This window comes from Streptomyces sp. NPDC005752 (genome assembly GCF_040630715.1).
Lineage (GTDB): Bacteria > Actinomycetota > Actinomycetes > Streptomycetales > Streptomycetaceae > Streptomyces.
The window spans coordinates 92,849-119,542 of record NZ_JBEXYB010000023.1 but is presented as its reverse complement, the minus strand read 5'-3'; the positions used below and the strand labels follow the sequence as shown (position 1 = coordinate 119,542).

General features: G+C 72.7%; 25 protein-coding genes and 1 pseudogene. 12 read left to right on the top strand and 14 right to left on the bottom strand.

Annotated elements, in window-relative coordinates:
- Positions 1 to 5: 5 nt before the first annotated feature.
- The 3 genes from ABZ441_RS20540 to ABZ441_RS20530 are packed head-to-tail and all read left to right on the top strand — an operon-like array spanning position 6 to position 2,445.
- Positions 6 to 680 (top strand): TetR/AcrR family transcriptional regulator C-terminal domain-containing protein, encoded by a 675-nt coding sequence (locus ABZ441_RS20540; protein ID WP_358975940.1) that lies wholly within the window; start codon positions 6 to 8, stop codon positions 678 to 680.
- Between the two features lie 14 nt (positions 681 to 694).
- On the top strand, positions 695 to 1,420 hold the full coding sequence (locus ABZ441_RS20535) for a helix-turn-helix domain-containing protein (RefSeq protein WP_358975938.1): 726 nt from the start codon (positions 695 to 697) through the stop codon (positions 1,418 to 1,420).
- A 44-nt stretch (positions 1,421 to 1,464) separates the two neighbouring features.
- A complete protein-coding gene (locus ABZ441_RS20530; RefSeq protein ID WP_358975935.1) occupies positions 1,465 to 2,445 on the top strand; it encodes a DMT family transporter in 981 nt (326 codons plus the stop codon).
- Positions 2,446 to 2,636: 191 nt separating this feature from the next.
- Here the strand turns inward: ABZ441_RS20530 and ABZ441_RS20525 are convergent, their stop codons facing one another.
- Positions 2,637 to 3,038: a hypothetical protein gene (locus tag ABZ441_RS20525; RefSeq protein ID WP_358975932.1), complete on the bottom strand. Its 402-nt coding sequence runs from the start codon at positions 3,036 to 3,038 to the stop codon at positions 2,637 to 2,639.
- A 72-nt stretch (positions 3,039 to 3,110) separates the two neighbouring features.
- On the opposite strand from ABZ441_RS20525, the gene ABZ441_RS20520 reads away from it, so the two are divergent.
- Positions 3,111 to 3,656 carry a TetR/AcrR family transcriptional regulator gene (locus ABZ441_RS20520; RefSeq protein WP_358975929.1) on the top strand — a complete coding sequence of 182 codons (546 nt, stop codon included), beginning with the start codon at positions 3,111 to 3,113 and terminating at the stop codon, positions 3,654 to 3,656.
- A 28-nt stretch (positions 3,657 to 3,684) separates the two neighbouring features.
- Here ABZ441_RS20520 and ABZ441_RS20515 read toward each other — a convergent pair whose 3' ends face one another.
- The 6 genes from ABZ441_RS20515 to ABZ441_RS20490 form a co-directional block, all read right to left on the bottom strand.
- Positions 3,685 to 4,764, bottom strand: coding sequence for a Zn-dependent alcohol dehydrogenase (locus ABZ441_RS20515; RefSeq protein WP_358975925.1), 1,080 nt, complete (start codon positions 4,762 to 4,764; stop codon positions 3,685 to 3,687).
- A gap of 31 nt (positions 4,765 to 4,795) precedes the next feature.
- The gene (locus ABZ441_RS20510) at positions 4,796 to 6,190 is read right to left on the bottom strand and encodes an aldehyde dehydrogenase family protein (protein ID WP_358975922.1); all 1,395 of its coding nucleotides are present in this window, start codon (positions 6,188 to 6,190) and stop codon (positions 4,796 to 4,798) included.
- A 230-nt stretch (positions 6,191 to 6,420) separates the two neighbouring features.
- A complete protein-coding gene (locus ABZ441_RS20505; RefSeq protein WP_358975919.1) occupies positions 6,421 to 7,674 on the bottom strand; it encodes an MFS transporter in 1,254 nt (417 codons plus the stop codon).
- Positions 7,674 to 9,077, bottom strand: coding sequence for a CitMHS family transporter (locus ABZ441_RS20500; protein ID WP_358975916.1), 1,404 nt, complete (start codon positions 9,075 to 9,077; stop codon positions 7,674 to 7,676). The genes ABZ441_RS20505 and ABZ441_RS20500 overlap by 1 nt, the downstream gene beginning before the upstream one ends.
- Positions 9,078 to 9,198: 121 nt before the next feature.
- Positions 9,199 to 11,379 (bottom strand): molybdopterin oxidoreductase family protein, encoded by a 2,181-nt coding sequence (locus ABZ441_RS20495; protein WP_358975913.1) that lies wholly within the window; start codon positions 11,377 to 11,379, stop codon positions 9,199 to 9,201.
- Positions 11,380 to 11,538: 159 nt separating this feature from the next.
- A complete protein-coding gene (locus tag ABZ441_RS20490) occupies positions 11,539 to 12,168 on the bottom strand; it encodes a TetR/AcrR family transcriptional regulator (protein WP_358975910.1) in 630 nt (209 codons plus the stop codon).
- 109 nt (positions 12,169 to 12,277) lie between these two features.
- Here ABZ441_RS20490 and hmgA point away from each other — a divergent pair, with 109 nt between their 5' ends.
- The 3 genes from hmgA (at position 12,278) to ABZ441_RS20475 (ending at position 15,801) form a co-directional block, all read left to right on the top strand.
- The gene (gene hmgA, locus ABZ441_RS20485; RefSeq protein WP_358975907.1) at positions 12,278 to 13,597 is read left to right on the top strand and encodes a homogentisate 1,2-dioxygenase; all 1,320 of its coding nucleotides are present in this window, start codon (positions 12,278 to 12,280) and stop codon (positions 13,595 to 13,597) included.
- Positions 13,598 to 13,655: 58 nt separating this feature from the next.
- Entirely contained in the window at positions 13,656 to 14,432 is a 777-nt protein-coding gene (locus ABZ441_RS20480; RefSeq protein WP_358975903.1) for a GntR family transcriptional regulator, read from the top strand.
- A 130-nt stretch (positions 14,433 to 14,562) separates the two neighbouring features.
- A complete protein-coding gene (locus ABZ441_RS20475; protein ID WP_358975901.1) occupies positions 14,563 to 15,801 on the top strand; it encodes a type ISP restriction/modification enzyme in 1,239 nt (412 codons plus the stop codon).
- A gap of 232 nt (positions 15,802 to 16,033) precedes the next feature.
- Here the strand turns inward: ABZ441_RS20475 and ABZ441_RS20470 are convergent, their stop codons facing one another.
- Entirely contained in the window at positions 16,034 to 16,297 is a 264-nt protein-coding gene (locus tag ABZ441_RS20470) for a hypothetical protein (RefSeq protein WP_205023092.1), read from the bottom strand.
- A gap of 207 nt (positions 16,298 to 16,504) precedes the next feature.
- On the opposite strand from ABZ441_RS20470, the gene ABZ441_RS20465 reads away from it, so the two are divergent.
- The gene (locus tag ABZ441_RS20465) at positions 16,505 to 17,674 is read left to right on the top strand and encodes a protein kinase (protein WP_358975899.1); all 1,170 of its coding nucleotides are present in this window, start codon (positions 16,505 to 16,507) and stop codon (positions 17,672 to 17,674) included.
- 23 nt (positions 17,675 to 17,697) lie between these two features.
- Here the strand turns inward: ABZ441_RS20465 and ABZ441_RS20460 are convergent, their stop codons facing one another.
- Complete coding sequence (locus tag ABZ441_RS20460) at positions 17,698 to 18,507, bottom strand: SGNH/GDSL hydrolase family protein (RefSeq protein WP_358975896.1); 810 nt, start codon at positions 18,505 to 18,507, stop codon at positions 17,698 to 17,700.
- Positions 18,508 to 18,877: 370 nt separating this feature from the next.
- On the opposite strand from ABZ441_RS20460, the gene ABZ441_RS20455 reads away from it, so the two are divergent.
- Positions 18,878 to 19,972 carry a DUF5925 domain-containing protein gene (locus ABZ441_RS20455; protein ID WP_358975893.1) on the top strand — a complete coding sequence of 365 codons (1,095 nt, stop codon included), beginning with the start codon at positions 18,878 to 18,880 and terminating at the stop codon, positions 19,970 to 19,972.
- Between the two features lie 20 nt (positions 19,973 to 19,992).
- On the opposite strand, the gene ABZ441_RS20450 is transcribed toward ABZ441_RS20455, so the two are convergent.
- On the bottom strand, positions 19,993 to 20,367 hold the full coding sequence (locus ABZ441_RS20450; RefSeq protein WP_358975891.1) for a GntR family transcriptional regulator: 375 nt from the start codon (positions 20,365 to 20,367) through the stop codon (positions 19,993 to 19,995).
- 142 nt (positions 20,368 to 20,509) lie between these two features.
- Here ABZ441_RS20450 and ABZ441_RS20445 point away from each other — a divergent pair.
- Positions 20,510 to 20,671, top strand: a pseudogene (locus ABZ441_RS20445) (GNAT family N-acetyltransferase); the annotation flags it as partial.
- A complete protein-coding gene (locus ABZ441_RS20440) occupies positions 20,652 to 21,149 on the top strand; it encodes a DUF402 domain-containing protein (protein ID WP_358975889.1) in 498 nt (165 codons plus the stop codon). The pseudogene ABZ441_RS20445 and the gene ABZ441_RS20440, both read left to right, overlap by 20 nt.
- Positions 21,150 to 21,236: 87 nt before the next feature.
- On the opposite strand, the gene ABZ441_RS20435 is transcribed toward ABZ441_RS20440, so the two are convergent.
- From ABZ441_RS20435 to ABZ441_RS20420, 4 genes are read right to left on the bottom strand one after another with little or no spacing between them, the layout of a single operon-like run.
- On the bottom strand, positions 21,237 to 22,748 hold the full coding sequence (locus ABZ441_RS20435) for a trifunctional class I SAM-dependent methyltransferase/NUDIX hydrolase/VOC family protein (RefSeq protein ID WP_358975886.1): 1,512 nt from the start codon (positions 22,746 to 22,748) through the stop codon (positions 21,237 to 21,239).
- 33 nt (positions 22,749 to 22,781) lie between these two features.
- Complete coding sequence (locus tag ABZ441_RS20430) at positions 22,782 to 24,269, bottom strand: tripartite tricarboxylate transporter permease (protein WP_358975883.1); 1,488 nt, start codon at positions 24,267 to 24,269, stop codon at positions 22,782 to 22,784.
- Positions 24,270 to 24,272: 3 nt separating this feature from the next.
- Positions 24,273 to 24,803: a tripartite tricarboxylate transporter TctB family protein gene (locus tag ABZ441_RS20425; RefSeq protein WP_358975880.1), complete on the bottom strand. Its 531-nt coding sequence runs from the start codon at positions 24,801 to 24,803 to the stop codon at positions 24,273 to 24,275.
- Positions 24,800 to 25,783, bottom strand: coding sequence for a tripartite tricarboxylate transporter substrate binding protein (locus tag ABZ441_RS20420; RefSeq protein ID WP_358975877.1), 984 nt, complete (start codon positions 25,781 to 25,783; stop codon positions 24,800 to 24,802). The genes ABZ441_RS20425 and ABZ441_RS20420 overlap by 4 nt, the downstream gene beginning before the upstream one ends.
- A gap of 142 nt (positions 25,784 to 25,925) precedes the next feature.
- On the opposite strand from ABZ441_RS20420, the gene ABZ441_RS20415 reads away from it, so the two are divergent.
- Positions 25,926 to 26,624, top strand: a complete 699-nt coding sequence (locus ABZ441_RS20415) for a response regulator (RefSeq protein ID WP_358975874.1) — start codon at positions 25,926 to 25,928, stop codon at positions 26,622 to 26,624.
- Positions 26,625 to 26,694 lie beyond the last annotated feature (70 nt).

Here is a 26,694-nt window from a genome sequence, read left to right as displayed (position 1 = left end):
GCCGCATGGCCCGACCGCGCAAGCCCCTCCTCAGCAGAGACCGCATCGTGGCGGCGGCGAGCGCGCTCGTCGACGCCGAGGGGCTGGACGCCGTCTCGACCCGCCGCCTCGCCGCCGAACTGGGGGTCAGCGGGCCGTCGCTCTACAACCACTTCCGGAACAAGGACGAGATCCTCGACGCGGTCGCCGACGCCGTGTCCGCACAGGTCGACCTGTCGATGTTCGAGGAGTCCGACCCGCGCGACTGGCCCGCGGCCCTGCACGACTGGGCCGTCTCCTACCGCGCGGCGCTCACCGCGCACCCGCACATCGTGCCGGTGCTCGCCCAGGGCCCGGGCCGCCGTCCGGCCGGTCTGCGGGTCGCCGACGCGGTCTTCGGCGCCATGGTCCGGGCCGGCTGGCCGCCCGCCCAGGCCACCTACATCGGCGCGCTGATGCGCTACTTCATCACCGGGTCGGCGCTTGGCTCGTTCGCCCGCGGATTCGTCGACGACGAGACGGCGTACGACCCGGCGGACTACCCCCACCTCGGCCAGGCCCACCTGCTGGCCGACCGCCGCCAGCAGGTCGACGAGGGCGCCTTCGAGACGGGGCTGCGCGCCCTGCTGGACGGCCTCGCGTTCCAGTACGAGCAGACGGTCACCGGCCGGACGGTTCGGCCCGCGCCGAACGGTGCCTGACGCATCCTGGACGCATGGCCCGTACGACACCGCACGACCCGGCCGCGCCCCGGCTCGCCGCCCTGGCGGCCCTGCTCGCCGACGAGACCCGCGCCTCCTTCTGCCTGACCCTGCTCGACGGCCGGGCCTGGACCGCGGGGGAGCTGGCCCGCACGGCGGGTGTGGCTCCGTCGACGGCCAGCGAGCATCTGGACAAGCTGGTCGGCGGCGGACTGCTCGCGGAGGAACGCCAGGGCCGCCACCGCTATCTCCGGCTCGCCGACGGCCGGATCGCGCAACTGGTCGAGGAACTGGCCGCGCACGCCCACCCGGGACCACGCACACACCCGCGCACGCTGCGCGAGGCGGGCCTCCAGCACGCACTGGCCCGGGGGCGCACCTGCTACGACCACCTCGCCGGGCGGCTCGGTATCCGCGTCACCGACGCCATGACAAAACGCGGGCTGCTGCGGCAGGACACCGGCTTCGCGCTGACCGAGGACGGCCTGGAGTGGTTCGGCGCCCTCGGCATCGGCCTCGTAACCGCGTCACGAAGGCCGCTGGCACGCGGCTGCCTCGACTGGACCGAGCGGCGGCACCACCTGGCCGGCATCTCGGGCGCCGCCCTGTGCCGGCACATGCTGGACGCGGGGTGGTGCGAACGGGTCGGGACGGGCAGAGCCGTACGGCCCACAGCTGCCGGGCTGCGCGCCCTGTCGGAGCATCTGGGCATCGAGCCCGCGACACTTGACGTGAGCTGACAATTCGGTGGGCCCCGAAGCGTTCCGGGCCTACCGTCAGGTCCATGACGACGACTCCGACAGCGCGCCCCGCCGCGCCGGACACCGGCCGGGACTGGCGCGCCCCGGCCGCCGCGTGCACCACGGTCCTCCTGTGGGCCAGCGCGTTCGTGTCCATCCGCAGCGCCGGTGAGGCGTACTCACCGGGCGCCCTGGCCCTGGGGCGGCTGCTGGCCGGCACCCTGACCCTCGGCGTGATCCTGCTCCTGCGCCGCGAGGGGCTGCCGTCGCGGGCGGCGTGGCCCGGCATCATCGGCTCCGGGCTGCTCTGGTTCGGGCTCTACATGGTGGTGCTCAACTGGGGTGAGCAGCAGGTCGACGCGGGCACGGCGGCCATGATCGTGAACGTCGGGCCGATCCTGATGGCACTGCTGGGCGCGAAGCTGCTCGGGGAGGGGCTGCCACGAAGGCTCCTGACGGGCATGTCGGTGTCGTTCGCGGGCGCCGTCGTCGTAGGCCTCTCCATGTCGGGCCACGGGAGCTCCTCGGTGCTCGGCGTGCTCCTGTGCCTGCTGGCCGCGCTGTCGTACGCGGGTGGGGTGGTCATCCAGAAGCCCGCGCTGCGGCACGGGTCCCCACTGCAGATCACCACGTTCGGCTGCCTGATCGGCACGGTGGCCTGCCTGCCGTTCACCGGTGCCCTTGTGTCCGAGGCGGCCGACGCACCCCTGTCCGCCACGCTCAACATGGTCTATCTCGGGGTGTTCCCGACGGCGCTGGCCTTCACCACCTGGGCCTACGCGCTGGCACGGACCACCGCCGGCCGGATGGGCGCGACGACGTACGCGGTGCCCGCGCTGGTGGTGATGATGTCCTGGCTGCTGCTCGACGAGGTACCCGCGCTGCTCACGGTCGCGGGCGGGCTGCTCTGCCTGGCGGGGGTCGCTGTCTCCCGGACCCGTGGGCGCACCCGGGGCGCGCCCGCCGGGCCGGCGCCGGCTGATCCGCCGGCGGAGGCCGGGCCGGTGACGACCGAAGGACGCTGAGAGCGGACCTGCTCCGCCGGACGGACAAGCCCCGGGACGCCCGGGTGTGCGCCCGGCACGAGGGCCATGAGGGGCCCTTCATGGCGGGGAGCGTCTCGCGGGACCGCGCAGCCGCCTGGCGCGGGGTACGTTCGGCCGGCATCCGATCGCCTCGCCCGAGAGGAAAGGCGGCTCGCGAACCGTCCGCGTCCTCAGGTTCCGGCCCGCTCCTCGGCCCAGGCGCGGGCGGCCGTCACGTCCTGGGTGGCCGTCGTCGGGCAGCCCCAGAGCTTCTCGCCGCTGTGGATCGTCCTCGCGCGCTCCGCCGGGATGTCCGCGGGCGCCACGAAGGCGAGGCCGCGGCAGTAGGCGGTGAGGCCTGGGCGTATCGACTTGAGGGTGCGGACCCGGTCGGGGGCGGAGGTGCCTGACGGCGGGGGCGTGCGTCCCTCCGGTGGGGCGGGCATCAGGAGAATCGCCGCGAAGGGCACAGCCCGTTCCGCGAGGGCGCGCAGCTCGTCGAGGACCACCCCCTGGGCCTGGTCCATGGGCAGCCCTGAGGCGTCGACCTCCCGCACGTCCACTCGCTCTTCCTCTGGTTCCCGTACGTCCATCGGGCGAGCCTAGCAGCATTAGTGACCAATGGTCGCTAATTGAGGCACCCTCCCGTGCGTACGCTTGCCGCGATGAACAGCACCAAAAAGAACGGGCCGGGGCGGCCGCCACGGCTGAGCCGGGAGCGGATCGTCCACGCCGCGCTGCAAGGGGGCGTGGCGACGCTCACCATGCGCGAGCTGGCGGCGAGGCTCGGGGTGTCCCACTCGTCCTTGTACCGGTGGGTGCCCGATCGTGACGGTGTCCTGGACCTCGTCAGCGAGGCCATGGTGGAGCGGGTGCTGCCCGAGGACGAGCCCGGCCCCGACACCTGGAGGGACTGGCTGGAGCGGCTCGCGTGGGCGATGCACGACGAGTTCCTGGCCGTGCCCGGGTACGCCGCGCATGTCGCCCGCCCGCACCGCCACCACCTCGAGTCCTTCGGGCGGCTGCACGACAGGGCCGTGGCCGCGTTCCTCGCCGGGGGCGCCGGCGAGGAACAGGCCGAGCGAAACTGGGCCGTCTTCGGGCTCGGGGTGGTCCGGTGGCTGGGGGCGGCGGGCGACGGCCCGGAGGAGCCACCGTTCGGCTTCTACGTCGACACGTTGCTGCGCGGCCTGCCCGATCGCCGGTCCTGACACTGCGTGGACCGGCGCCGTCAGAGCACTAGAACACCACCAGCGCCCGTCCGCCCTTGCCCGCGATCATGTTCTCGAAGGCCGCCGGGATACCGTCCAGTGAGATCCGCTCCGTGACCATCATGGAGAGGTCGAACCGTCCGGCGCGGATGTGCTCGGCGATCACCGGCAGGTCGCGGGCCGGATCGCTGTTGCCGTAGACACAGCCGGTGAGGGAGCGGCCCCAGTGGAAGATCTCCAGGGCGTTGAAGCTCACCTGCTGGTCCTTGCCGCCGATGCCGACGACCGTGGTGCGGCCGCCGCGGCGGGTCGATTCCCAGGCGCCGCGGATGGTGGCGGGCCGGCCCACGCACTCCACGGCGACGTCAGCGCCCTGGCCCCCGGTGAGCTTGCGGACGGTGCGCGGTGTGGTGTCGGACGCGAGGACGTAGTCGGTGGCGCCGGCCCGGAGGGCGAGCTCCTCCTTCTCCGGTGACACGTCGACCGCGATGATCTTCGACGCTCCGGCGATGCGGGCCGCCTGCAGAACCGCGAGGCCGACTCCGCCGATGCCGAGGACGACGACGCTCTCGCCCTCGCGCACCCGGGCGGAGTGGTGGACCGCGCCGTACCCGGTCAGGACCGCGCAGCCGAGCAGGGCGGCGTCGTCGAGCGGGATGCCGGACGGGGCGGGCAGCACGCAGTTCGCGGCGACGACGGTCTCCTGGGCGAAGGCGGCGACGTTGAGGCCGGGGTGGAGCTCGGTGCCGTCGGCGGTACGGGCGTGGACGTTCGCCGCGCCCTTCAGCGCGTCGGCGCACAGCCAGACCTCGCCGATCCCGCAGTGGAAGCACGCTCCGCAGGACGGCGCCCAGTTGAGGACGACCGCGTCACCCGAGGCGACGTGGGTGACGCCGTCGCCGACGGCGAGCACCGTGCCGGCGCCCTCGTGGCCGAGGACGGCCGGGACGGGCAGCCGCATGGTGCCGTCGGACAGGGACAGGTCGGAGTGGCAGACACCGGCGGCGGCGAGGCTGATGCTCACCTGGCCGGGGCCGGGCTCGGGAAGTTCGATGTCGGTGATCTCCAGGGGAGCTCCGACGGCGGGCAGTACGGCGGCGCGGACCACGAACAGACTCCTCGGTGGATCGTCGGGCGGATCAGAACTGGAGGGACTTGGTCTGGAGGTACTCGGAGAGGCCGTGCGGGCCGAGTTCGCGGCCCACCCCCGACTGCTTGTAACCACCGAAGGGTGCCAGGGGGTTGAAGCGTCCGCCGTTGATGTCGACCTGCCCGGTGTCCATGCGGCGGGCGAAGGCCACGGCCTCCTCGTCGTCCGCACCCCAGACGGCGCCGGCCAGCCCGTACACGGTGTCGTTGGCGAGGCGCAGGGCGTCGTCCACGTCCTCGTACTTCAGGATGGAGAGGACCGGGCCGAAGATCTCCTCCTGCGCGATGGTCATGTCCGGGGTGACGTCCGCGAAGACGGTGGGGCTGACGTAGTAGCCCCGGTCCTTCGGGGCCTCGGGGCCTCCCGCGACGAGGCGGGCACCCTCCTCGACGCCCTTCTCGATGTAACCCCGCACCCGCGCCTGCTGCTTGGCGTTGACGACGGGGCCGACGCGTTCCCCGGGGACGTACTTGGCGACGGCCGTGGCCGCGAGGCTCACGGCCTCCTCGTACCGCTCGGCGTCGACCAGCATCCGGGTCCAGGCGCTGCACGTCTGGCCGGAGTTGGACATCACGTTGGCGACGCCGACGTTGACGGCCTTGGCCAGGTCGGCGCCGGGCAGGATCACGTTGGCGGACTTGCCGCCCAGCTCCAGGGCGACGCGCTTGACCGCCGCTCCCGCGGTCGCGCCGATCCGCCTGCCGACGGCCGTGGACCCGGTGAACGAGACCAGGTCGACGCCCTCGTGCTCGGCGAGCGCCTGGCCGGCGACCGCCCCGATGCCGGTGACCAGGTTGAAGACGCCGGCGGGCAGGCCCGCCTCCTGGGTGGCCTCGGCGAAGAGCTGGGCGGTGAGCGGGGTGTCCTCGGCGGGCTTGAGGACGACGGTGCAGCCCGCGGCCAGCGCCGGGGCCACCTTGGCGACGATCTGGTGGAGCGGGTAGTTCCAGGGCGTGATCGCGCCGACGACGCCGACGGGCTCCAGCAGGACCGTGGAGTTGCCGAGCTTCTGCTCGAAGGAGTACGAGGCCGCCAGCTCGGCGTACGAGCCGGCCACCAGCACCGGTACGCCGGCGTGAACCGTCCGGGACAGCTGCAGGGGCGAGCCGAGCTCGGCGGTGACGGTCTCGGCGATCTCGTCCCCACGGGCGGCGAGCACGTCGCGCAGCGCAGCGATCCTCGCGGCGCGCTCGGCGGGCGGGGTCGCCGCCCAGCCGGGGAACGCGGCGCGTGCGGCGCGCACGGCGGCGTCGACGTCCTCGGCGGTGCCCGCCGGGACGTGGCCGATGACCTGCTCGTCCGCCGGATTCACGACCGCGATCGTGTCCTGGCCGGAGGCGGGCCGCCACTCCCCGCCGATGTACATCCCGTCATGCGCCTTCATGGCTGCCCCTCCCGGGCTCGCTGTGCCTGCCGCCGAAGCCGTACGTCGTACGGACGGATGCCGTCCGGCCCCAAACTAGCGCTGTTAGTTTTTCGGCGCCAGGGAACGGCTGGAGACACAGGTCACGCATGGCCGACGCCCACACTCGCACGCCGGCCGGGGAAAGTTGCCGGGCAGGACGGGGCCGGGCTCCGCGGGCACCCGTGGAGCGGGCCCGGCGGGGTGTCGCGTCAGGTGGGGTTCCGCCGGGCACGGGGCCGTTCGGCCCGGGGCCCGGGGGCAGGGCCGGGGGGCGGGTCGGCGGCCGCGGTCCCGCCGCCGCGCAGCCCGAGTCCCGCCGCCCCGACGAGCAGTGCGCCCAGCATGACGAACGGCGCGGCGGTGCCCGCGACTCCGGCGGTCAGTCCGGCCGCCGCGGGCGCCGCGACCTGACCGAGCCGGTTCCCGGTGAGCCGGAGGGCGAGCGCGGTGGAGCGGGCCGCCGCGGGTGCCGCCTGGACGACGGTGGTCATCGAGAGCGGCTGGCCGAAGCCCAGGCAGAAGCCCAGCACGGCGAGCATGACGGCGAGCCCCCACACCGGGACGGGAAGAGCGACGGCCGCACAGAGGAGGCCGCCGAGCAGGCAGGTCACGGAGAGCAGGGCGGCCCTGCCGACCAGGCGGAGCACCGGCGTCATGACGAGCCGGCAGGCGATGGTCGCGGCGGCCCGCAGGCTGAGCAGCAGGCCGACGGTGGCGGGCGCGATCCCGCGGTGTTCGCCGACCACCGGCAGGTAGGCGGTGAGGATGTCGGTGGCGCTGAGCACGGCGAGGCTGATGAAGATGCCGGCCGGGACCCCGCGGGTGCGCAGGATGCTGCCTACCGGCACCTTCGGGGCGGCCTTCCGGGCCGCTCCGGCGGCCCTGCGGTGCTCGATGCGCCACAGCGAGGTGAGGGAGACGGCGGCGACGGCCGCCGAGACGAGCAGCGCGAGGGCGCTCGTACGGGCCATCGCGCCGTCCCGCTCGGAGATGAGGTAGCCCGCGGCGATCGGTCCGACGAGCTGGCCCAGGGAGGCGCCGATGGTGAAGTGGCCGAAATTGCGGTCCTGTTCCGCGGGGGCGGACTGCCGGGCGACGAGCGACTGGGCGCCGATCACGAAGCACAGGTGACCGAGTCCCATGACCCCGCTCCAGGCGGCCAGCGCCGTGAGGGAGCCCGAGGTGCCGCTGAGCGCGCAGCCGCCGCCGATCAGGACGACCCCGACGGGCAGCAGCGGTGCGCAGCGGCCGTGGTCGGTCCGCCGGCCCAGCGGTACGGCGGCGAAGAGCGGCAGGAGCGCGTACACCCCCGCGATGACGCCGATGGCGCGCTCGTCGGCGCCCAGCGAGAGAGCCCGGTAGGAGACGGCGGGCCGCGCCATCGACACCGCACCCTGCGCGAAGGCGAAGGCGATGACGAGGCGCAGCAGCCAGCCCCTGCCGGGCCGTTGTTCCGGAGGCATCAGACGAGTCCGAAGAGGATGGCGGCGCCGAGCACCACCAGCGAGGTCAGCACGGCCCACTTGACGGTGAACCGGGTGTGGTCGCCGAATTCGACCTTGGCCATGCCGACCAGGACGTAGACGGCGGGGACGAGCGGGGAGGACATGTGCAGCGGCTGCCCGACGATGGAGGCCCGGGCGATCTCCAGGTGGGAGACGCCGTGGGCGGCGCCGGCCTCGGCAAGCACGGGCAGCACTCCGAAGTAGAAGCCGTCGTTGGACATGAAGTAGGTCAGAGGCAGGCTCAGCACGCCGGTGACGACGGCCATGTGCGGGCCCATGCCGTCGGGGATCGCCCCGACGAGCCAGTCCGCCATGTGTTCGACCATACCGGTGCCGGTGAGCACGCCGGTGAAGACGGCCGCGGCGAAGACCATGCCGGAGACGTTGAGCACGTTGTCGGCGTGGGCCGCGATCCTGGCCCGCTGGTCGGGCATGTGGGGGAAGTTGACGGTGAGGGCGAGGGCCGCGCCGATCAGGAAGAGCACGGGGATCGGCATGAGTTCCAGGATCATCGCGGCCAGCAGGGCCACGGTGAGGCCGGCGTTGAACCAGTAGAGCTTGGGCCGCAGCGTGGACCTGTTGGGGTCGAGCCCCTTGAACTCCTGCTCGTCGTCGTCTTCGGAGACGTCCGCGCTCCCCGTACCACCGGTGCCGGTGCCCTGCGGGGCCTTGGTGAGCCGGTCGCCGCCGCCCGCGCCGACGAGGACGGTCCCGGGCTCGGTCACCAGCGCCTCGTCGAGGGTGAGCATGCCGAGCCGCTTGCGCTCGCGGCGGCCCAGGACACAGGCGAGGAGGATGACGGCGAGGAGCCCGACGGCCAGAGCGGGGATCATCGGGACGAAGATGTCGGCCGCGTCCACCTTGAGCGCGGTGGCCGCCCGGGCGGTGGGGCCGCCCCAGGGCAGGGTGTTCATGACCCCGTTCGCGGTGGCGGCGACGCAGGTCATGACGACCAGGCTCATCTTCAGCCGCTTGTAGAGCGGGTACATGGCCGAGACCGTGATCATGAAGGTGGTGGAACCGTCGCCGTCCAGCGAGACGATCGCGGCGAGGAGCGCCGTGCCGATGACGATCCGCATCGGGTCGGCCTTGCAGAAGCGCAGGATGGCCCGGACGATCGGGTCGAAGAGGCCGACGTCGATCATCACGCCGAAGTAGACGATGGCGAACATCAGCATCGCCGCGGTCGGCGCGAGCGTGCCGACCCCTTCGATGACGTAGTCACCGAGCTTCGCGCCCTGTCCGACGGCCACACAGAACAGGGCGGGGATCAGGACCAGCGCCGCGATCGGCGACATCTTCTTCGTCATGATCAGGACCAGGAAGGTCGCGATCATGACGAAGCCGAGGATTGTCAACATATGGGATACCTAACGTTCACCTTTGAACTCTCACCGGTGCCGGCGGTGCGGATGACGTTAGGGGCCCTCGATCGGCGTTAACAAGATGTTGACGTGTGAGCAATACGAGCAAAACCCCAGGTCAACGGATTGGTGTTACGGAGACCGGGACGGCGTTGAGCACCGCGGTGCCGGACAGCGGATCCAGGAGGGTGCCGTCCAGGAGCTGGTTCACGTTGACGCCCGGATCCGCCCCGGCGACGGACATGCGGACGCCCGGGCGGCTGTGGCCCCAGCCGTGCGGAAGACTCACGACCCCGGTCCGCACCGAGTCGGTGATCTCGGTGGGCGCCTCGACCTCTCCGCCGGCCGCGGCGATCCGGGCGGTGTCGCCCTCGGCGAGGCCGATCCGGGCCGCGTCGTCGGGATGGATCTGGAGGGTGCAGACGTTCGATCCACCGCGCAGCGCGGCGACGTTGTGCATCCAGCTGTTGTTGGACCGCAGGTGGCGGCGGCCCACGAGGACGAGTCCGGCGGGCCGCGCGCCGAGCGACGCGCGGAGCCGGGGCAGGTCGGCGGCGATCGGCGCCGGGAACAGCTCGATGCGGCCGCTGCGGGTCCTGAGCACCTGCGGGACACGCGGCTCCAGCGGGCCGAGGTCGATTCCGTGCGGCTGGGCGAGGAGCTGCTCCAGCGTCAGCCCGTACGGACCGAGCCGCAGCATCAGGTCGAGACGGCGTTCCGCGCCGGTGCGGCCGGTCAGCTCGGCGGCGAGCGACTCGGGGGCACCCGCCCTGGTGAGCGCCGTGGTGAGGGCCAGGTCGTCGACGGCCTCCGGTGGCGCGCCGTGCATGCCACCCACGGCGAGGATCAGCCTGGCGAGGATTTCGCTCTCGTCCATCCGTCCGTCCTCCAGTGGGACGGCGGGGCGGCTGTAGCGGACCTGGTTGCGCACCGCGAAAGAGTTGAACGCGAAGTCGAAGTGGGCACTCTGCGAGGGCGGCGGCGGGGGCAGGACGACGTCGGCGTGCCGGGAGGTCTCGTTGAGGTACGGATCGACGCTGACCATGAAGTCCAGGCCGTCCGCAAGTGCCCGGTCGAGGCGGTCGCCGTCGGGTGCGGAGAGCACCGGGTTGCCGGCGATGACGATCAGGGCCCTGATGCGGCCCTCCCCCGGCGTCTCGATCTCCTCGGCGAGAGCGGCGGCGGGCAGTTCGCCCTTGGCCTCGGGATGCCCCGAGACCCTGCTCCTCCAGCGGCCGAGTGCGAATCCCCTGCCGGGGGCGGCGGGGCGGGGGGCGCGGGCGGTGGCGGAGAGCGGGAAGAGCGCGCCGCCGGGGCGGTCGAGGTTGCCGGTGAGGATGTTGAGTACGTCGACGAGCCAGCTGGCCAGGGTCCCGTGCTCGACGGTGCAGCTCCCGATGCGCCCGTAGACCGCTGCAGCGGGTGCCGCGGCCAGTTCGCGGGCGATCGCCCGGATGGTGTCCGCGTCCAGGTCGCAGGCCGCGGACACCGCCTCGGGGGTGAAGTCCCCCATGGCCTGCGCCAGTTCGTCGTAGCCGTCGAGGTGCTCGGCGAGCGCTCCCGGGTCGGCCAGCTTCTCCTCGACGACGACCTGGGTGAGCGCCGCGAGCAGCAGGGCGTCGGCGCCGGGCCTGATGGCGGCGTGCCGGTCGGCGAGGCGCGCTGTGCGGGTGCGGCGCGGGTCGATGACCGTGAGGGTGCCTCCCCGCCGCCGGAGCGCCTTGAGCTTGCCCGGGAAGTCGGGGGCGGTGCACAGACTGCCGTTGGACTCCAGCGGGTTGGCGCCGATCAGCAGCAGGTGGGTGGTGCGGTCGAGGTCCGGCACGGGGATGGCGTTGGCGTCACCGAAGAGCAGCCCGCTGGAGACGTGCTTGGGCATCTGGTCCAGGGTGCTGGCGGAGAAGACGTTGCGGGTGCCGAGGGCGGACAGCAGGAGCGGCGGATAGAGCCCGCCCGCCATGGTGTGGACATTGGGGTTGCCGAGGAAGACCCCGACGGCCTGCTTGCCGTGTTCCTGGACGAGGGCCGGGATCTTCGCGGCGACCACGTCGAACGCCTCGTCCCAGGTCGCCTCGCGCAGGACTCCGTCCGTGCGGACCATCGGGGCGCGCAGCCGGTCGGGGTCGGCGTCGAGACCGCCGAAGGAGGCACCCTTGGGGCAGATGAAGCCCCGGCTGAAGACGTCCTCGCGGTCACCGCGGGCACCGGTGACCGTGGCCCCCTCGATGGTGAGGGTGAGTCCGCAGGTGGCCTCGCAGAGCGGGCAGACACGCAGAGCGGTGCGGGATTCGTGGGACATGGGCCCTCCCCGGGGCGGCGGCAGCGGTGGCGCGCGAACTGATACAGCGTCCCGCGGCGCGCTCGGCGGGCGCGGGCTTCCGGCGGACCGAGCATACCGACCGGTACGGATGCTGGCGAGGTGCTGGAGCCACCCGTTGTGCCGCCGCTCAGGCGGCGGTCACTCGAGGACCCGTGCGAGATAGGCCTGGAGCAGGACCCGGGTCTCCGCTATCAGGCCGGGGTCACCCGCCGGGTCGGTGCGGAAGGCGAGCTGGAGGAGCGCGTCGGCTGCCTGCACGCAGACGAGGACCGTGCGGAGCAGACCGGCGTCGTCCGAGGCCCCGTCGCCCGCGCGGCCGAGGTGGCCGGAGAGCAGCTCCGCGAGGTGTCCCGCGACGCGCCGGTTCACCTCCTCGTCGAGCTGACCGGCGACGGGTACGGGCGGGCCGAAGTCGACGAGCGCGAAGCCGGCGACGGAGCGCTTCATCGCCAGGTACTCGTCGAGCACGGCGTCGATGGCCGCACGCCACTCCCGCTCCGGGATCACCTCCAGCCGGGCGACGACCCGGCCGGCGTAGACGGCGAGGTTACGCTCCGCCAGGGCGTCGACCAGCGCCCTCTTGTTCGGGAAGAAGCGGTAGACGGAGCCGATCGGCACGCCGGCCCGGTCGGCCACCGCCCGGGTGGAGAGCTGCTCGTATCCGGCCTCGTCGAGCAGCGCGGCACCGGCGTCGAGGATCCGGGCGAGGCGGTCGGCGCTGCGTTGCTGCACGGGGACGCGTCGGAGGTTCGAATGAGCGTGGGACACGGCTCCATGATGCCCGTATGCCGTTGACGGGCCACGTTTCGATTCCTACGGTGATCCATAGGATTCTTCGTCAGGGGATCCACGGAACCCCATCCACCGGGAGCGCATGATGAGCGGCAACGAACAGGCGAGGGAAACGGCGGAGAATCTCGCCCATATGCCCGGCTTCGGAAACGAACACAGCTCGGAGGCCGTCCCGGGCGCCCTGCCGCACGGCCGGAACTCGCCCCAGCGCGCCCCCCTCGGGCTGTACGCGGAGCAGCTCAGCGGCTCGGCCTTCACGGAACCCCGCGCCCGCAACCGCCGGTCCTGGCTCTACCGGATCCGCCCCTCCGCCGCTCATCCGGCCTTCGTCCGCATCGACAACGGCACCCTGCGCACCGCGCCGTTCACCGAGACGGTTCCCGACCCCAACCGGCTGCGCTGGGACCCGCTCCCCGACCCCGCGCCGGGCACGGACTTCCTGACCGGCCTGTGGACGCTGGGCGGCAACGGCGACGCCACGCAGCGCACCGGCATGGCCGTGCACCTGTACAGCGCGGACTCCTCGATGACCGACCGGGTGTTCAGCGACTCCGACGGTGAACTCCTGATCGTCCCCGAGCGCGGCGGCCTGCTGCTCCGCACCGAACTGGGCCTGCTGCGGGCCGAGCCCGGCCACGTGGCGCTGATCCCGCGTGGTGTCCGCTTCCGCGTCGAACTGCTGGACAGCACCGCACGCGGCTATGTCTGCGAGAACTACGGGCAGCCCTTCGTCCTGCCCGACCTGGGCCCGATCGGCGCCAACGGCCTGGCCAACGCACGTGACTTCCTGGCGCCCGTCGCGGCGTACGAGGACCGTGAGGGCCCGGTCGAGGTGGTCAACAAGTTCTGCGGGAACCTCTGGTCGGCGACGTACGGGCATTCGCCGCTCGACGTCGTCGCCTGGCACGGCAACCACACGCCGTACGTCTACGACCTGCGCCGCTTCAACGCGATGGGGACCATCAGCTACGACCACCCGGACCCGTCGATCTTCACCGTGCTGACCTCGCCGTCCGACACCCCGGGACTCGCGGGTGCCGACTTCGTCGTCTTCGCCCCGCGCTGGCTGGTCGGCGAGGACACCTTCCGTCCGCCGTACTTCCACCGCAACGTCATGAGCGAGTACATGGGCCTGATCGAGGGCGCGTACGACGCCAAGGCGGGCGGCTTCGTGCCGGGCGGCGGTTCGCTGCACAACATGATGTCGGCGCACGGTCCGGACCGTGAGACCTTCGACCGGGCGAGCGCGGCGGAACTGAGGCCGCAGAAGATCGACGACGGCCTTGCCTTCATGTTCGAGACGCGCTGGCCGGTCACGGCGACCGCGCAGGCAGCGGGCGCCGACCACCTGCAGCGCGGGTACGACGACGTGTGGCAGGGTCTGAGCGGCAACTTCCGGCCATGAGATCGCGCCGACGGCCGGGCGGCACGGCGCCTCACCGCAGAGAGACCAGGTGAACCTGATGGATCAGGTGAACGAGGCGGGCCGGACGCCCGGCTTCGCCCCCGACTCCCTGGTGCTGAACCGGAAGCTCCCCCTCTGGTACCAGGTCTCACAGTCCCTGCGGGCCTCCATACTGGGCCGCCCCCAGGACGCATCGACGCGGCTGCCCACCGAGGAACAGCTCGCCGCGCACTACGGCGTGAGTGTTCTCACCATGCGCCAGGCCCTGAAGGAACTGGAGAACGAGGGGCTGATCAGCCGGCACCGCCGGCGCGGCACGTTCATCGAGCCGCGCGCCCGGCGGGTGTCGCCGGTCCGGCTGCTGGGTTCGATCGACGCGATCGTCGCCCAGCAGTCGGGCGAGCGGACCACCGTGCTCGGCCATGGCCGGGCGTCCGTCCCCGGCGATCTCGCCGAGTTCTTCCCGGGCTGCCCCGAGGTGGTCAGCTACCGGCGGCTCCGCTTCGACGAGGGGACGGGCGAGCCCACCAACTGGGCGGAGAACGCGGTGCGCCCGGAGATCGCGGCACGGCTCGACGTGGCCGATCTGGAGCGGTGGCCGATGACCAAGGTGCTGCGCGACGCCGTCGGCGTACGGATCTCCCGGATCACCGACACCGTGGAGGCGCGCCTCGCCGACCCCGTCACGGCCGAGCTGCTCCAGGTCCCGCTGCTGAGCCCGATCCTGCACTACACCGGCGTGACGTACGACGAGGACGGCACGGTCGTGGACGTCGCCCGCATCCGCTACCGGGGCGACCGCTTCTCCTTCTCCGTGACCGTCGACGCGCACTGACGACATGAGCCGCGTGCGGCGGGCCGTCGTCGCGAACGGCCGTCGTCGCGTTCCGGGCCGTAGCCACGACGCAGGGCCCGGTCGTTACGATGCCGGGAGCGGCGGACCTGGCGACGGGGAGGACGACACGGTGGCAGCACGGGTGGCGGCCGGAGCGGGCGGGGGCGATGCGCTCCCGCTGCTGGACGACCTCATGCCGTGGTCGGTGCGGCCGCTGAGACCTGGGCGCGCCTGGGTGACAGCGCCCGACGCCGCCTCGCTCCGGGCCCGCTGGGACCTGCTGGCAGCGGCGGAAGGCGCCGAGCAGGAGCGCCTGTTCCGGCCCTCTCGCTCCCGTACGCCGCTGACCCCGGCCGCCTCTCTGCCGGGCCGGCCCACCGGCACGAGCGCGTTCGCCCGGGATCCCGGCCCGTACCCCGAACCGGTACGGATCCTGCACGGCGCCTTCGACGAGCAGTGGCTGATTCCCGACCACCGGTTGCTCGACGCGGCCCGCCCCGAGCTGTGGCGGGTCGCCGACGGACACCAACTCTTCGCCGTCGAGCACGGGTACGTCCCCCAGGACAACGGTCCCGCCCTCTCCGCGACCGCACTGCTGCCCGACGGTCGTTCCCCTGCCGGACGGCCCGGCCGCATACGGCCGCTCTACCGGCGGCCGGGCGGACGGGAACCCAATCTCGCACCGGGTCTGTCCGCACTGCTGGCCGCCCGGTACGGGGTGCCGGTCACGGCCGAGCACGTCCTGGCCTGGACCCTCGCCTCGGCCCTCCCCTCCCCCGCGGGCCCCCTCGTCCCGCTGCCCGCCGACGGCGGACCGTGGGCGGAGGGCGTGGAGCTCGGCCAGGAGTTGCTGCGTCTCCATCTGCGTGGGGCACGGGGCGGGGAACGCCCACGCATGCCCGGCGGCCGTCGCCCGTACGTGCGGGCCGCGATCCCGCCCCGGCCGACCGGCCCGCACTACGACGCCGCCGAGGAGGCGATCGTCCTCGGCGAGGGGCGCGTATCGCCCGTGGCCGCCGGCGCCTGGGACTTCCGGGTCAGCGGGGTACGGATACTGGAGCTCTGGCTCGGGCGCCGCACGGCGACGGCTGAAGGGCCGCCGGCAGACGGGCTGGAGGCGGTGGGACCGCGCGGCTGGCCGCAGGAACGGACCACGGAACTGCTGGAACTGGTCAGCGTCCTGGCGCTGCTCGCAGGGCTGCGGCCCCGGCAGCAGGCGCTGCGGGAACGGCTGGAGCGGGCGGACGTCCTGACCCGGGACGAGCTGCGTACCGCCGGGCTGCTTCCCGTGCCCGCGACGGCCCGGCTTCCGGCATCCGTGCTGGACCACCAGGAGGAGGGGCCGGAGGGGCAGTTCGCGCTGCTGTGAGATGCGCGTCCCGTCGCGGAGATCCCGCACGACTGCGGGGGGACGTCCCGTCGGCCGCGGGTGGGCCGGACGGGGAGAGCCGGCGCCGATGGGTAGCCTGCCGAGGCGGAGGAACACACCGACGCAACGCTGCCGGTCCCTGGGGATGACGGGCGGACAGCAGCACTGCGTCGGGACGGAGTGATGGCCGCGGCCCTGAGCGAAGGGCCGGACCGGTCGTGACAGCCGTCGGTCAGCGGCGGCTGCCGAAGAGCGAGCGCCGCAGTCGCCGCAGCGGGGCGAAGAGCGAGACACGCGCGCTCCTGCTCCTGCGGGTGTGCGCGGCATCGCGCGAGGTGAGCTCGAGCATCAGCAGCGTCGCTTCCGCCGACTCACGGCGCGGGACGGCGGGACCGCCCAGCACTGCGAGATGGCGGTCGAGACGCGAACTGGTCGCACCGCTCCCACATGTGATGGCAGGCACACGCGGCCTGCTGCGCACCGTTATCTGTTCCATGTCACTCCCCACCCGTACGAGGGCACCCGGCCCGGGCAGGTTAACCCTATCGTCCCGCGGTGACACTCGTGTATCCCGGCCGCAGGATTACATACCCGTGCACGGGTGTTGACGGGCCGTTGTCGGATCCTGTCGCTTCCGGTGCGGGTTGAGTTAGCTTGGAGGGGATTCGCCTTACCGCGCAACGCTGCTGACGGAGGGTCACCGATGAGCCAAGTCCCGGGCACCGGACGTGTGATCGCGGATCGGTACCGGCTCCTGGACCCCCTGGGCGAGGGCGGGGCGGGGATCGTGTGGCGGGCCCGCGACGAGGTACTGGGGCGCGAGGTGGCCGTGAAGGAGGTGCCGGCACCGGTGGACGGATCCGCCGACGGCGCCGAGCGGCCGCACTCCCGCCTGGAGCGCGAGGCCAGGACGGCGGCCCGTGTCTCGCACCGCAACGTGGTCGCCGTCCACGACGTGGTCGTCCAGGACTCCCGGCCCTGGATCGTCATGGACCTGGTCCGCGGGCTCTCCCTGTCCGACGTGCTGGACGCCGACGGTCCGCTGTCCCCGCGGCGCGCGGCCAGGATCGGCGCCGAGGTGCTCGCGGCGCTGCGCGGCGGACATGAGGCCGGTGTGCTGCACCGCGACGTGAGGCCGGGCAACGTCCTGCTGGCCAACGACGGCAGGGTGATGCTGAAGGACTTCGGCATCACCACGGCCCCCGAAGCGCCCGCACCCACCGCGACGGGAGGACGGACCGGCTCACCGGGGCACCTCGCGCCCGAGTGCGCGCTGGGGCGCGCGCCCGGGCCCGAATCCGACCTCTGGTCGCTCGGAGTGCTTCTGTACGCCGCCACCGAGGGGCAGTCACCGTTCGGCGGGGGCACCCCCGGGGACACCGCGGGCGACGACGGGCCGCCGCCGCTCCGGCGAGCGGGCGCGCTCGCCCCCGTCATCGAAGGACTGTTGCGCAGCGATCCGGCCGAGCGGCTCACCGCCGCCGAGGCGGAACGCCGGCTGCGGATCCTGGCCGCCGGCGGTACCGGCTCGCCCGGGGTCGGGGAGGCCGGTCCGCCGCCCGCGCCGACGGGCGGCGAGGACGCCGGGGCAGGGGGGTCCGAACTCGCCACGGGCACACCGGAACCGGCCGGGAGCACGAAGCGCACGGGCGTCCTGGTGGCCGTCGGGGTGGTCGTCTCGCTGCTCCTCGCAGGCGCCCTGGCCTGGGCGCTGACGGACGACGACGGCACGGACGAGAGAGGCGGCGGGAAAGCCGTGACGAGCACGTCGGCGAGTGGCGCACCGGCACCGGTGCCGATGTGCCAGAACCCCGCCGGGGCGCACGAGGAGGGGGCCCCGGAGGCCGGAGCCCCCTCCTCGGCGGACAGCTGAACCCGCGCGCACCGACGGGGCGGTCAGGCCTTGGAGCTGAGGACGGGCAGGTAGCCGCCCGACTGCCCGGCGGCGGTCGGGTGGTAGGACTCCCCGATGTTGAGCCAGTTCACACTGTGCAGCCAGGCGCTGCCCGAGCAGATCTCGTGCCCGGTGAAGGTCGAACTGACGTCACCCCAGGTGAAGCCGTGATCGGCCGCGCGCTTGGCTGTGGCGGCGTTGAGGTAGTCGGCGGCACCGTTGATGGCGGTGCGCTCCTTCTCGCTGAGACCGGCGACGCAGTTACCACCGATCCGGTAGAAGCGGGGGTAGCCGAGGACGACGACGTGGGCGGCGGGTGCCTTGGCGCTGATCGCCGAGTAGACGGAGTCCAGCTTGCCGGGGAGGGTCGAGTCGACGTAGGCGCGGGCGGTGGCGATCCGGCTCAGACAGGTCGCCTCGGACTGCAGCACGCAGGTGGTCATGACATCGGCGAACCCCGCGTCGTTGCCGCCGATGGAGATCGAGACGAGATCGGTGGCGGAGTTGAGGGGTCCGAGCTGACCGGCCGTGACATCGCCGGTCCTGGCTCCCGAACAAGCGGTGAACGCGAAGGAGGCGGGGTTGTTGGCCGCCTTCCAGAGGGCGGGATAAGCGCGGGTGCTGCGCTTGCAGTCACCGCTCGCACTGTCGTAGCTGCCGGCACCGACACCCGACGAGTACGAGTCCCCCAGGGCCACGTAGTCGACGGACCGCACGGATTCCTGGGCCTGGGCGACGCCCGCACCGGTCAGAGCGAGAACGGTGCCGAGCAGGAGAGAGGACGAGAACGCCACGAGTCTGGACATTTTCATGGAACCTCCTTGGGCAGGATCTCTGCCTACTCCGTGGTAGCAGTACGAGCCCGATTTCCGGAAGTGTCCATGCCAAAAAGCTTCGACAAGGTCCGACCGCACCACTCCTGGCGGCACGTCACATCGAAATCCGGCATCCGGCGCACCAGCGGCGAAATCGCCCGCACGGATCATCCGCGGCGAGACGGCGCACGGTTCGGGGGGCGTACCGGCACGCGCGGTGTCCTGGACCCGGCACGCACCGAGGAGTTCGCCTTCGTACGCGGCACGCGCCCGGCGCGCCGCGCACCCGGCCACTCGGGCCCGCCACCCGGGTGCGGCTGCTGAAACCCGGGTGCGCGGGGTGCCTCCGTGGCGGATCATTGCCGCCATGTCTGCCAACCCCGAGTCCGCTCTGCCGATCCGGATCAACGTCGATGACAGCGATTCGCCGTCCGACGTCGTGGACGCGCTGTTCCTGGGACGCTTCGCGACGGGCGAGCAGCCTCACTCGCACAGCACCTCCCTCGACCGGGTCAAATCGGAGGCCACCCTGCTGCCCGCGGCCGCCAAGGTGCTGAGGTCCGCCCGGGACGACGACCGCAGCGCGACCCTCGCCGAGGGTGACGGGTGGACGCTGCTGGTCTCGCGGTGGAACCGGGGCGCCGACGTCACGGTCACCGCCACCACACCCGAACTGGCCCGGAAGATCCTCTCCGAGGCGACCGACGAGGCCCGGGACGAGCCGGAGCCGCAGCCGGACAACGTGCCCATGGGCTTCTGGTACGTGTCACCGCGCCGCGGCCCGCACCGCACCACCCGGCAGATCGCCGCCGGCACCTGGGACGAGGTCCGGCCCAACTACACGGCTCCGGTGGCCGACGCCATGGACCGGCTGATGAAGGTCACCCCCGACGACATCTCCGGCCGGCTGCTCCTTCTGCACGGCCCTCCGGGCACCGGCAAGACCTCGGCGCTGCGCACCCTCGCCCGCTCCTGGCGGGACTGGTGCCAGGTCGACTGCGTCCTGGACCCGGAGCGGCTCTTCAACGACGTCGGCTATCTGATGGACATCGCCATCGGTGAGGACGACGGCTCGGCCAAGGGGCGGTGGCGGCTGTTGCTCCTGGAGGACTGCGACGAGCTGATCCGCGGCGAGGCGAAGCACACGGCGGGTCAGGCACTGTCGCGGCTGCTCAATCTGACGGACGGGCTGCTCGGCCAGGGCCGTAACGTGCTGGTGGGGCTGACCACCAATGAGGACCTGGAGCGGCTGCACCCCGCGGTGGTCAGGCCGGGCCGTTGTCTGGCACGCATCGAGGTGGGCTCGCTGACCCGGACGGAGTCGGTCTCCTGGCTGGGCACCGAGGAAGGGCTGGGCCGCGAGGGGGCGACACTCGCCGAGCTGTACGCCCTTCGGCGCGGCAGCGGACCGGCGTCCGTGCCGAAGCAGGACGTGAGGGCGGGCGCGGGGCTCTACCTGTGAGCGGCCGGCGTCCCCGCGCGCTACCGCGTGTAGGCCGCCCGTACCGCGTCCTCCGCCAAGGCCAGCGCGTCGGCCCGGGACACGCCGAGGCGCCGGGCCTGCTGGGCGTACTCCTGTGCCGCCGTGGCGGCGTGGCGGTCCGCAGCGTCCCCCGCGGCGGCGATGAACGTCCCGTTGCGGCCGCGGGTCTCGATCACCCCGTCGGCCTCCAGCGCGCGATATGCCTTGGCCACGGTGTTGGCGGCGAGGCCCAGTTCCCCGGCCAGGCCTCGTACGGTCGGGAGGCGGTAGCCGACGGGCAGGGCGCCTGAGCGGGCCTGTTCGGAGAGCTGCGCGCGCAGCTGCTCGTACGGGGCGGTGGCGGAGTCCGGGTCAACGGCGATCTTCAGGGTCACACGCCGATTCTGTCCCACCCGGCGGCCGTCCCGTCACCGGCCCGCTCGCCCGTCACCGGCCCGCCGCCGGAAAACCGGAGGCGTCCGGGTCGTGCCCCGCGTTACCTTCCGCCCATGACGGTGCTCGTGCGTGACTTCCTTGAAGCTCGCCAAGAACGCCTCGCTGCACCGGGCACGGGCGGCCAGGTACACGGACGCCTACACCGGTAACGACGCCGGCAACGGCCCGATGCCGGCGGTCAACCGCTGGTTCGGCTACGAGATCTGTGCCACGGAGGTGCGCCATGTCCACCGGATCGCCTGACCCCGCCCCGTTGACGGTGGCCCTGGTCAAGGCTGGCCGTACGAAGATCCGTTACCCGGCGGAGCCGGTCGCCGACGACGGGACCCGGATCACCGTCCGGGCGCCGTGGGCCGCGCCGGGGGTGCGGGACTTCGGCTTCGTACGGTTCGAGCCGGGCGACGTCTTCACCGAGCATTTCTGGCGCGACCGGTGGTACGCGGTGAAGGAGGTCCGCACCGGAGCCGGACAGCTGAAGGGCTGGTACTGCGACATCACCCGGCCCGCCGTGCTGCGGGGATCCGAACTCCTGGTGGAGGACCTGGACCTGGACCTGTGGGTGTCGGCGGACGGCTCGTCCGTACTGCGCCTGGACGAGGACGAGTTCGAGGAGAGCGGCCTCGCCGGCAGCGACCCCCTGGCGGCGGAGGCGGCCGTGCGGGCCCTGGACGAGCTGGAACACCTCGCCCGCACCGAGGGCCTGGCGGCACTGCTCCGCTGAGCGTCGCGACGCTGCCGGCCTGACCGGGCGGGCTGACCGCCGGGGCGGTTCTGCCGAGGCGTGCGCCCCCTGCCGGCGGGGCGGCCCTCAGGGGGCGACCAGCTCCACCTCGTGCCCCGCCGTGTCCGCCAGACGGGCCGTACGGCACCCGCTGCCGTCTGCTGCCGCCCGGCCGTCGGGCGGCAGCGGCCTCCAGCCGTGTGCCGGGGCGTCCGCCACCAGTGCGGCCAGCGCGGCACGGTCGCGTACGTGGAACCCCAGGCGGCCGGTGCCGGGGCGTGGCCCGTCGCCGCTCCCGTCGCCGCTGTCGTTCCCGCTGTCGTTCCCGCTGTCGGGCGGGACGGGTGCGTGCTCGACCGCCACATGGCTGTCGCCGTGCCGCCAGCTCCGGCCCTGCGCCCAGCGCTGGTACGGGACATGGCCGAGCCGGCCGAGCAGCCAGCCCCACTCCGCGACCGCCTCGGCCAGGTCGCGCACCGGCAGCCGCACGTGGTGGAGCCGGCCGGTGGGGGCCGCCGACACCGGCAGCGGGTCGGCTCGCCGTGTCCCCCGCGGTGCGTACGCGACGGTGTCGGCGTCCTCGTGCCAGTGGATCAGAAAGCGCTGCCCGGCGCGGTATCCGTCGAGGCCTTCGCGGCAGTACGCCACCATGTCGTCGGGGAGCGCGTCCAGGGGGTACCAGGCGAGCTCGGAGCACTTGTCGGGCTCCGCGTTGCGGGGCGGGCGTCCGGGATCGAGGTCGGCCTCGAAGAACCAGCCCATCCTGGGGTTTCCGCCCGGCCCCCGGTGCTGCATGACCAGGGCCACCCGGAGCTCGTCCGGGGCCAGCTCGACCCCGATCTCCTCGGCGGTCTCCCGGATCATCGCCGCCCGCACGTCCTCGCCGTCCTCCGCGTGACCGGAGGGGGCGTGGAGCAGCCCGTCCGCATACCCCGTGCCGGCCCGCCGGGCGAGCAGCACCTCGGAGCCCCTGCGCAGGATCAGGTGGACGTCGACGACCTCGGTGTGCCGGTGGGGCGGCTCGGCGCGGGCCACCAGTGCGTACCTCTCGTCGTCGACCTCCCTGCCCCAGAGCCCGGAGTCCCCGGAGAGCGGCTCGTGGTGGACGCGCTCCGTGTGCTCGGCGAGGAGTGCGGTGAGACGGGCGGCGGGGAGTCCGGTGCCGTTCCACACACCTTCGATGAGTACCAGCCTGCCGCCCGGCCGCAGCAGGGAGAACCAGAGCCGCAGGGCAGCCACGGGGTCGGGCAGCAGCCACACCGTGTGCCGGGCGAGGATCACGTCGAACCGCTGGGTGCCGACCGGGGGGTCCCCGGCGTCGCCGACGAGCACCTCGGTGCCGGTCCCGGCCAGCTTGGCCCGCGCCTGTTCCACCATGCGCGGCGACCGGTCGACGGCCGTCACGCGGTGCCCCTGGCAGGCGACGAGCAGAGCCAGACTGCCCGTTCCGCATCCGAGGTCGAGGACCGAGGAGCGCGCGCCGGGCAGCCAGGTCTCCATCCGCCGCGCCCAGGCGTCGCGGACCGCGGGGTCGCGCAGCCCGTGGTCGGGTTCCTCGTCGAAGGAGTCGGCGGCGGCATCCCAGTCGATGGTCGTCATGACCGAAGCCTCTCAGCCGCCGCTGACATTCCCTCATGCCCGGTTGCGTCCGAGCGTCTTCCTCACCAGCGGCCACGCCAGGATCAGCGCGACGATGACGTACACGGTCACCGAGAACGGGGTGTCGACCAGGCCCGTCACGCTGCCGTCGCTGATCTGGAGGGCGCGCCGCAGCTGCTGTTCGGCGGACGGTCCGAGGATGACCGCGATGATCGCGGGGAGCACGGGCAGTCCGTACCGCCGCATTCCGAAGCCGATCAGTCCGATCACCAGCAGGATCACCAGGTCGACGGCCTCCCCTCCGACCGCGTACGCGCCGACGGCGGCGAAGAACAGGATGCCCGCGTAGAGGTAGGGGCGCGGGATCCGCAGCAGCTTCGCCCAGAGCGGCGCGAGGGGCAGGTTCAGCGCGAGGAGCAGCACCATCCCCACGAAGAGCGACGCGATCAGGCCCCACACCAGCTCGGGTTCACGCTCGAACAGCAGCGGGCCGGGCTGGATGCCGTACTGCTGGAAGGCGGCCAGCATGACGGCGGCGACGGCCGTGGTGGGCAGGCCGAGCGTGAGCATGGAGACCAGGGTTCCGGCGGCGGAGGCGGAGGCCGCCGACTCCGGGCCGGCGACCCCCTCGATGGCGCCCTTCCCGAACTCGTCGCGGTGCTTGGAGAGCCGCTTCTCCGTGACGTACGAGAGGAAGGTGGGGATCTCCGCGCCGCCCGCCGGGATCGCGCCGAACGGGAAGCCGATGAGGGGCCCGCGCAGCCAGGACTTCCAGGTGCGCCGGACGTCGGCCCTGCCGAGCCAGGGGCGGCCGACGGGAATCGGCTTTCCCGTGGAGCGGCGCAGGTGTGCGGCGACCCAGAGGGCCTCCCCGATGGCGAACAGCCCGACCGCCACGATCACCACGTCGATTCCGTCGGCCAGTTGGAGCGAGCCGAAGGTGAGGCGCTGCTGTCCCGTCATCTGGTCCAGGCCGACGAGGCCGATGGTGAGACCGATGAGGAGCGAGGCGAGGCCGCGGATGCGCGAGGAGCCGAGGACGGAGGTGACGGCGATGAAGGCCAGCACCATGATGGCGAAGTAGTCGGGTGCGCCGATGTCGACCGCGAGCGAGGCGACGGTCGGGGCGAGCACGACCAGCAGGATCGTGCCGATCATGCCGCCGGCGAAGTGGCCGATCGCCGCGGCGGCCAGCGCCTGCGCACCGCGTCCGGCCTTCGCCATCGGGTTGCCCTCGATCGCGGCGACGACGGCCGCGCTCTCCCCTGGGGTGTTGAGGAGGATCGAGGTGGTGGAACCGCCGAACATCGCGCCGTAGTAGATCCCGGCGAACATGATGAAGGCGCCGGTCGGTTCGAGCCCGTACGTCACCGGGAGCAGCAGCGCCACGGCCATGGCGGGGCCGATGCCGGGGAGGACGCCGATCGCCGTGCCGAGCAGGACGCCGAGCGCGGCCCAGAGCAGGTTGACCGGCGTGAGCGCCGTGCCGAACCCGTCGATGAGGGAGTTGAGGGAATCCATCGGTCAGAGCACCCCCATCAGCGGGCCGCCCGGGAGGGGCACCCCGAGCAGGTTGTCGAAGACGAAGTAGGTCACCAGGGAGAGCCCGGCCGCGATGAGCGGATCACGGTCGTGGTGGCGGCTGCCCAGCGCGTAGGCCGAGCCCCAGAAGAGGAGGGCGCCGGAGATCGGGAAGCCGAGCGGGCCGATGAGGACGGCGAAGGCGAGGAAGACGCCGGTGAGCAGGGCGACGGTGCGCCGGTCGGCGGGTTCGTCGAGGTCGACGTCCTCACCGCCCTCCGCCTCGCCGCGACCGCCGCGCAGGACGTCGACGGCCAGCAGCACGGCGACGGCCAGCAGCCCGATGCCGACGACCACGGGGACGGTCCGGGGGCCGACGGGGCCGCGCTGGGTGATGTCCACGCTCATCGTCAGGGCGTCGGTCAGGACGAGGACGCCCAGCACGAGCAGCATGACGCAGACGCCGAGTTCGGAGTGCTCGCGGAGCCAGGAACGCGCGGTGACGGGCCGGGAGGGGGTGTTCTCGTCGCTCACAGTCCCAGCTCCTTGAGGACGGTGACGACCCGGCGGTCCTGGGCGTCCAGGAAGTCGCCGAAGTCGTCGCCCACGAGGAAGGCGTCGTCCCAGCCGTTCTTCTTCATGGACTCGCGCCACTGCTTCGAGTCGTGCAGTTCGCTCACCAGCCCGACGAGCTTGTCGCGTTCGGCGTCGGAGAGCCCGGGCGGGGCGACGATGCCGCGCCAGTTGGTGAAGTCGGTGTCGAGACCGGCCTCACGGAGGGTGGGTGCGTCGAGGCCAGGGACGCGCTTCGGGCCGGTGACGGCCAGCAGGCGCAGCTCACCGGCCTCGATCTGGTCGAGGTACTCACCGACGCCGGAGACGCCGAAGCCGACCTTGTTGCCGAGGATCGAGGCGAGCAGTTCGCCGCCGCCGTCGAAGGGGATGTAGTTGACCTGCTTCGGTGCGATCCCGGCTGCCTTCGCCATCAGCATGGGTGCCAGGTGGTCGGGACCGCCGGGCGAGGAACCGCCGCCGACCGGTATCTTCCCAGGGTCCTTCTTCCAGGCGGTGAGCAGCTGGTCGATCGTCCTGTACGGGGAGTCCTTGGCGACGACGACGATGTCCTGCTCCTCGGTGAGCCGGGCGATCGGAGTGGTGTCGGCGAGGGTCTTGGGCGACTTGTTGGTGTTCACCGCGCCCACGACCCCGAGGCCCATGGACATGGCGAGTTTGCCGTTGCCGTGCTCGGCGACCAGCCGGGTCACACCGACGGTGCCGCCCGCGCCGGGCAGGTTGAACACCTCGATGCCGTGGGTGAGCCCGGCGTCCTCCGCGTTCTTCGCCGCGGTGCGGGCCGTGATGTCGTAACCGCCGCCGGGTGTGTTGGGAACCATGAAGCGCAGTCCGGGGATCTGCGTGCCGGAGTCGGAACCGCTGCCGGTGGAGAGCAGCGGTGGCCCGACGGCCACCAGCAGCGCTGCCCCGAACAGGGCGAGTGGAGTGCGCAGTCGCACCGGGTGCCGCCTTTCGAGCCCTACGTGGAGGGGTGTGAACGGGTGTGAGGTGGCCCACATGTTGCCTGCGCGTTAACGAGCTGTCGCCGTTCCGGAATCAATGGACGTTGTGGTCGTTGTGGTCGCGCCCTAGCGTGTCGGCGTGACGAAAGTGCTGGTGGTGGACGACGACTTCATGGTCGCGAAGCTGCACAGCCGGTATGTGTCCGCTTTGGCCGGCTTTACGGTCGTCGGGGTGGCCCACACGGGCGCGGAGGCCCTGCGCGCGGCCCGCCGGCTCCGCCCCGACCTGGTCCTGCTCGACGTCTTCCTTCCCGACATGGACGGGATCCAGGTGCTGCGGGAGCTGCGCGCCGCGGAGGAGCGGGAGGGGGACACCCACAGCGCGGACGCGCTGTTCATCACGGCGGCGCGCGACGCCGGGGTGGTCAGGGCGGCCCTGCGGGCGGGCGCCCTGCACTACTTGATCAAACCGTTCCACCGCTCGGCCCTGCAGGAGCAGCTGCAGCACGTGGCCTCGCTGCGCAACCGCCTGGACGCACTGGACGAGGCCCACCGGGAAGCCCGGCAGGAGGACGTGGACCGCATTTTCGGTACCCGCCCCCCGGGCTCCCGGGAACTCCCCAAGGGTCTGGCGGCCCACACCGCTGATCTGGTCGAACGCGTCCTGCGCGAGCACCCGGCGGGGCTGTCGGCGTCCGAATGCGCCGAGGCCGGCGCACTGTCCCGGGTCAGCGCGCGCCGCTACCTGGAGTACTTCGCGGAGACGGGCCGGGCCGAGGTGTCCCTGCGGTACGGCGGGACCGGCCGGCCGGAGCGCCGCTACCGCGCGGTGTCCTGAGCTCTCCGGGCCGCACAGTCGCCTTGTTCACGTATCGCTCGGCCTCCGGCCATGAGTTGCGCGTGAGCAT

Excerpts from the sequence above, each read along its gene's own strand:
- ABZ441_RS20540 (WP_358975940.1), top strand. The coding sequence starts at position 6 with ATGGCCCGACCGCGCAAGCCCCTCCTCAGCAGAGACCGCATCGTGGCG.
- ABZ441_RS20535 (WP_358975938.1), top strand. The coding sequence starts at position 695 with ATGGCCCGTACGACACCGCACGACCCGGCCGCGCCCCGGCTCGCCGCC.
- ABZ441_RS20530 (WP_358975935.1), top strand. The coding sequence starts at position 1,465 with ATGACGACGACTCCGACAGCGCGCCCCGCCGCGCCGGACACCGGCCGG.
- ABZ441_RS20525 (WP_358975932.1), bottom strand. The coding sequence starts at position 3,038 with ATGGACGTACGGGAACCAGAGGAAGAGCGAGTGGACGTGCGGGAGGTC.
- ABZ441_RS20520 (WP_358975929.1), top strand. The coding sequence starts at position 3,111 with ATGAACAGCACCAAAAAGAACGGGCCGGGGCGGCCGCCACGGCTGAGC.
- ABZ441_RS20510 (WP_358975922.1), bottom strand. The coding sequence starts at position 6,190 with ATGAAGGCGCATGACGGGATGTACATCGGCGGGGAGTGGCGGCCCGCC.
- ABZ441_RS20505 (WP_358975919.1), bottom strand. The coding sequence starts at position 7,674 with ATGCCTCCGGAACAACGGCCCGGCAGGGGCTGGCTGCTGCGCCTCGTC.
- ABZ441_RS20500 (WP_358975916.1), bottom strand. The coding sequence starts at position 9,077 with ATGTTGACAATCCTCGGCTTCGTCATGATCGCGACCTTCCTGGTCCTG.
- ABZ441_RS20495 (WP_358975913.1), bottom strand. The coding sequence starts at position 11,379 with ATGTCCCACGAATCCCGCACCGCTCTGCGTGTCTGCCCGCTCTGCGAG.
- hmgA (WP_358975907.1), top strand. The coding sequence starts at position 12,278 with ATGAGCGGCAACGAACAGGCGAGGGAAACGGCGGAGAATCTCGCCCAT.
- ABZ441_RS20480 (WP_358975903.1), top strand. The coding sequence starts at position 13,656 with ATGGATCAGGTGAACGAGGCGGGCCGGACGCCCGGCTTCGCCCCCGAC.
- ABZ441_RS20470 (WP_205023092.1), bottom strand. The coding sequence starts at position 16,297 with ATGGAACAGATAACGGTGCGCAGCAGGCCGCGTGTGCCTGCCATCACA.
- ABZ441_RS20465 (WP_358975899.1), top strand. The coding sequence starts at position 16,505 with ATGAGCCAAGTCCCGGGCACCGGACGTGTGATCGCGGATCGGTACCGG.
- ABZ441_RS20460 (WP_358975896.1), bottom strand. The coding sequence starts at position 18,507 with ATGAAAATGTCCAGACTCGTGGCGTTCTCGTCCTCTCTCCTGCTCGGC.
- ABZ441_RS20455 (WP_358975893.1), top strand. The coding sequence starts at position 18,878 with ATGTCTGCCAACCCCGAGTCCGCTCTGCCGATCCGGATCAACGTCGAT.
- ABZ441_RS20440 (WP_358975889.1), top strand. The coding sequence starts at position 20,652 with ATGTCCACCGGATCGCCTGACCCCGCCCCGTTGACGGTGGCCCTGGTC.
- ABZ441_RS20435 (WP_358975886.1), bottom strand. The coding sequence starts at position 22,748 with ATGACGACCATCGACTGGGATGCCGCCGCCGACTCCTTCGACGAGGAA.
- ABZ441_RS20430 (WP_358975883.1), bottom strand. The coding sequence starts at position 24,269 with ATGGATTCCCTCAACTCCCTCATCGACGGGTTCGGCACGGCGCTCACG.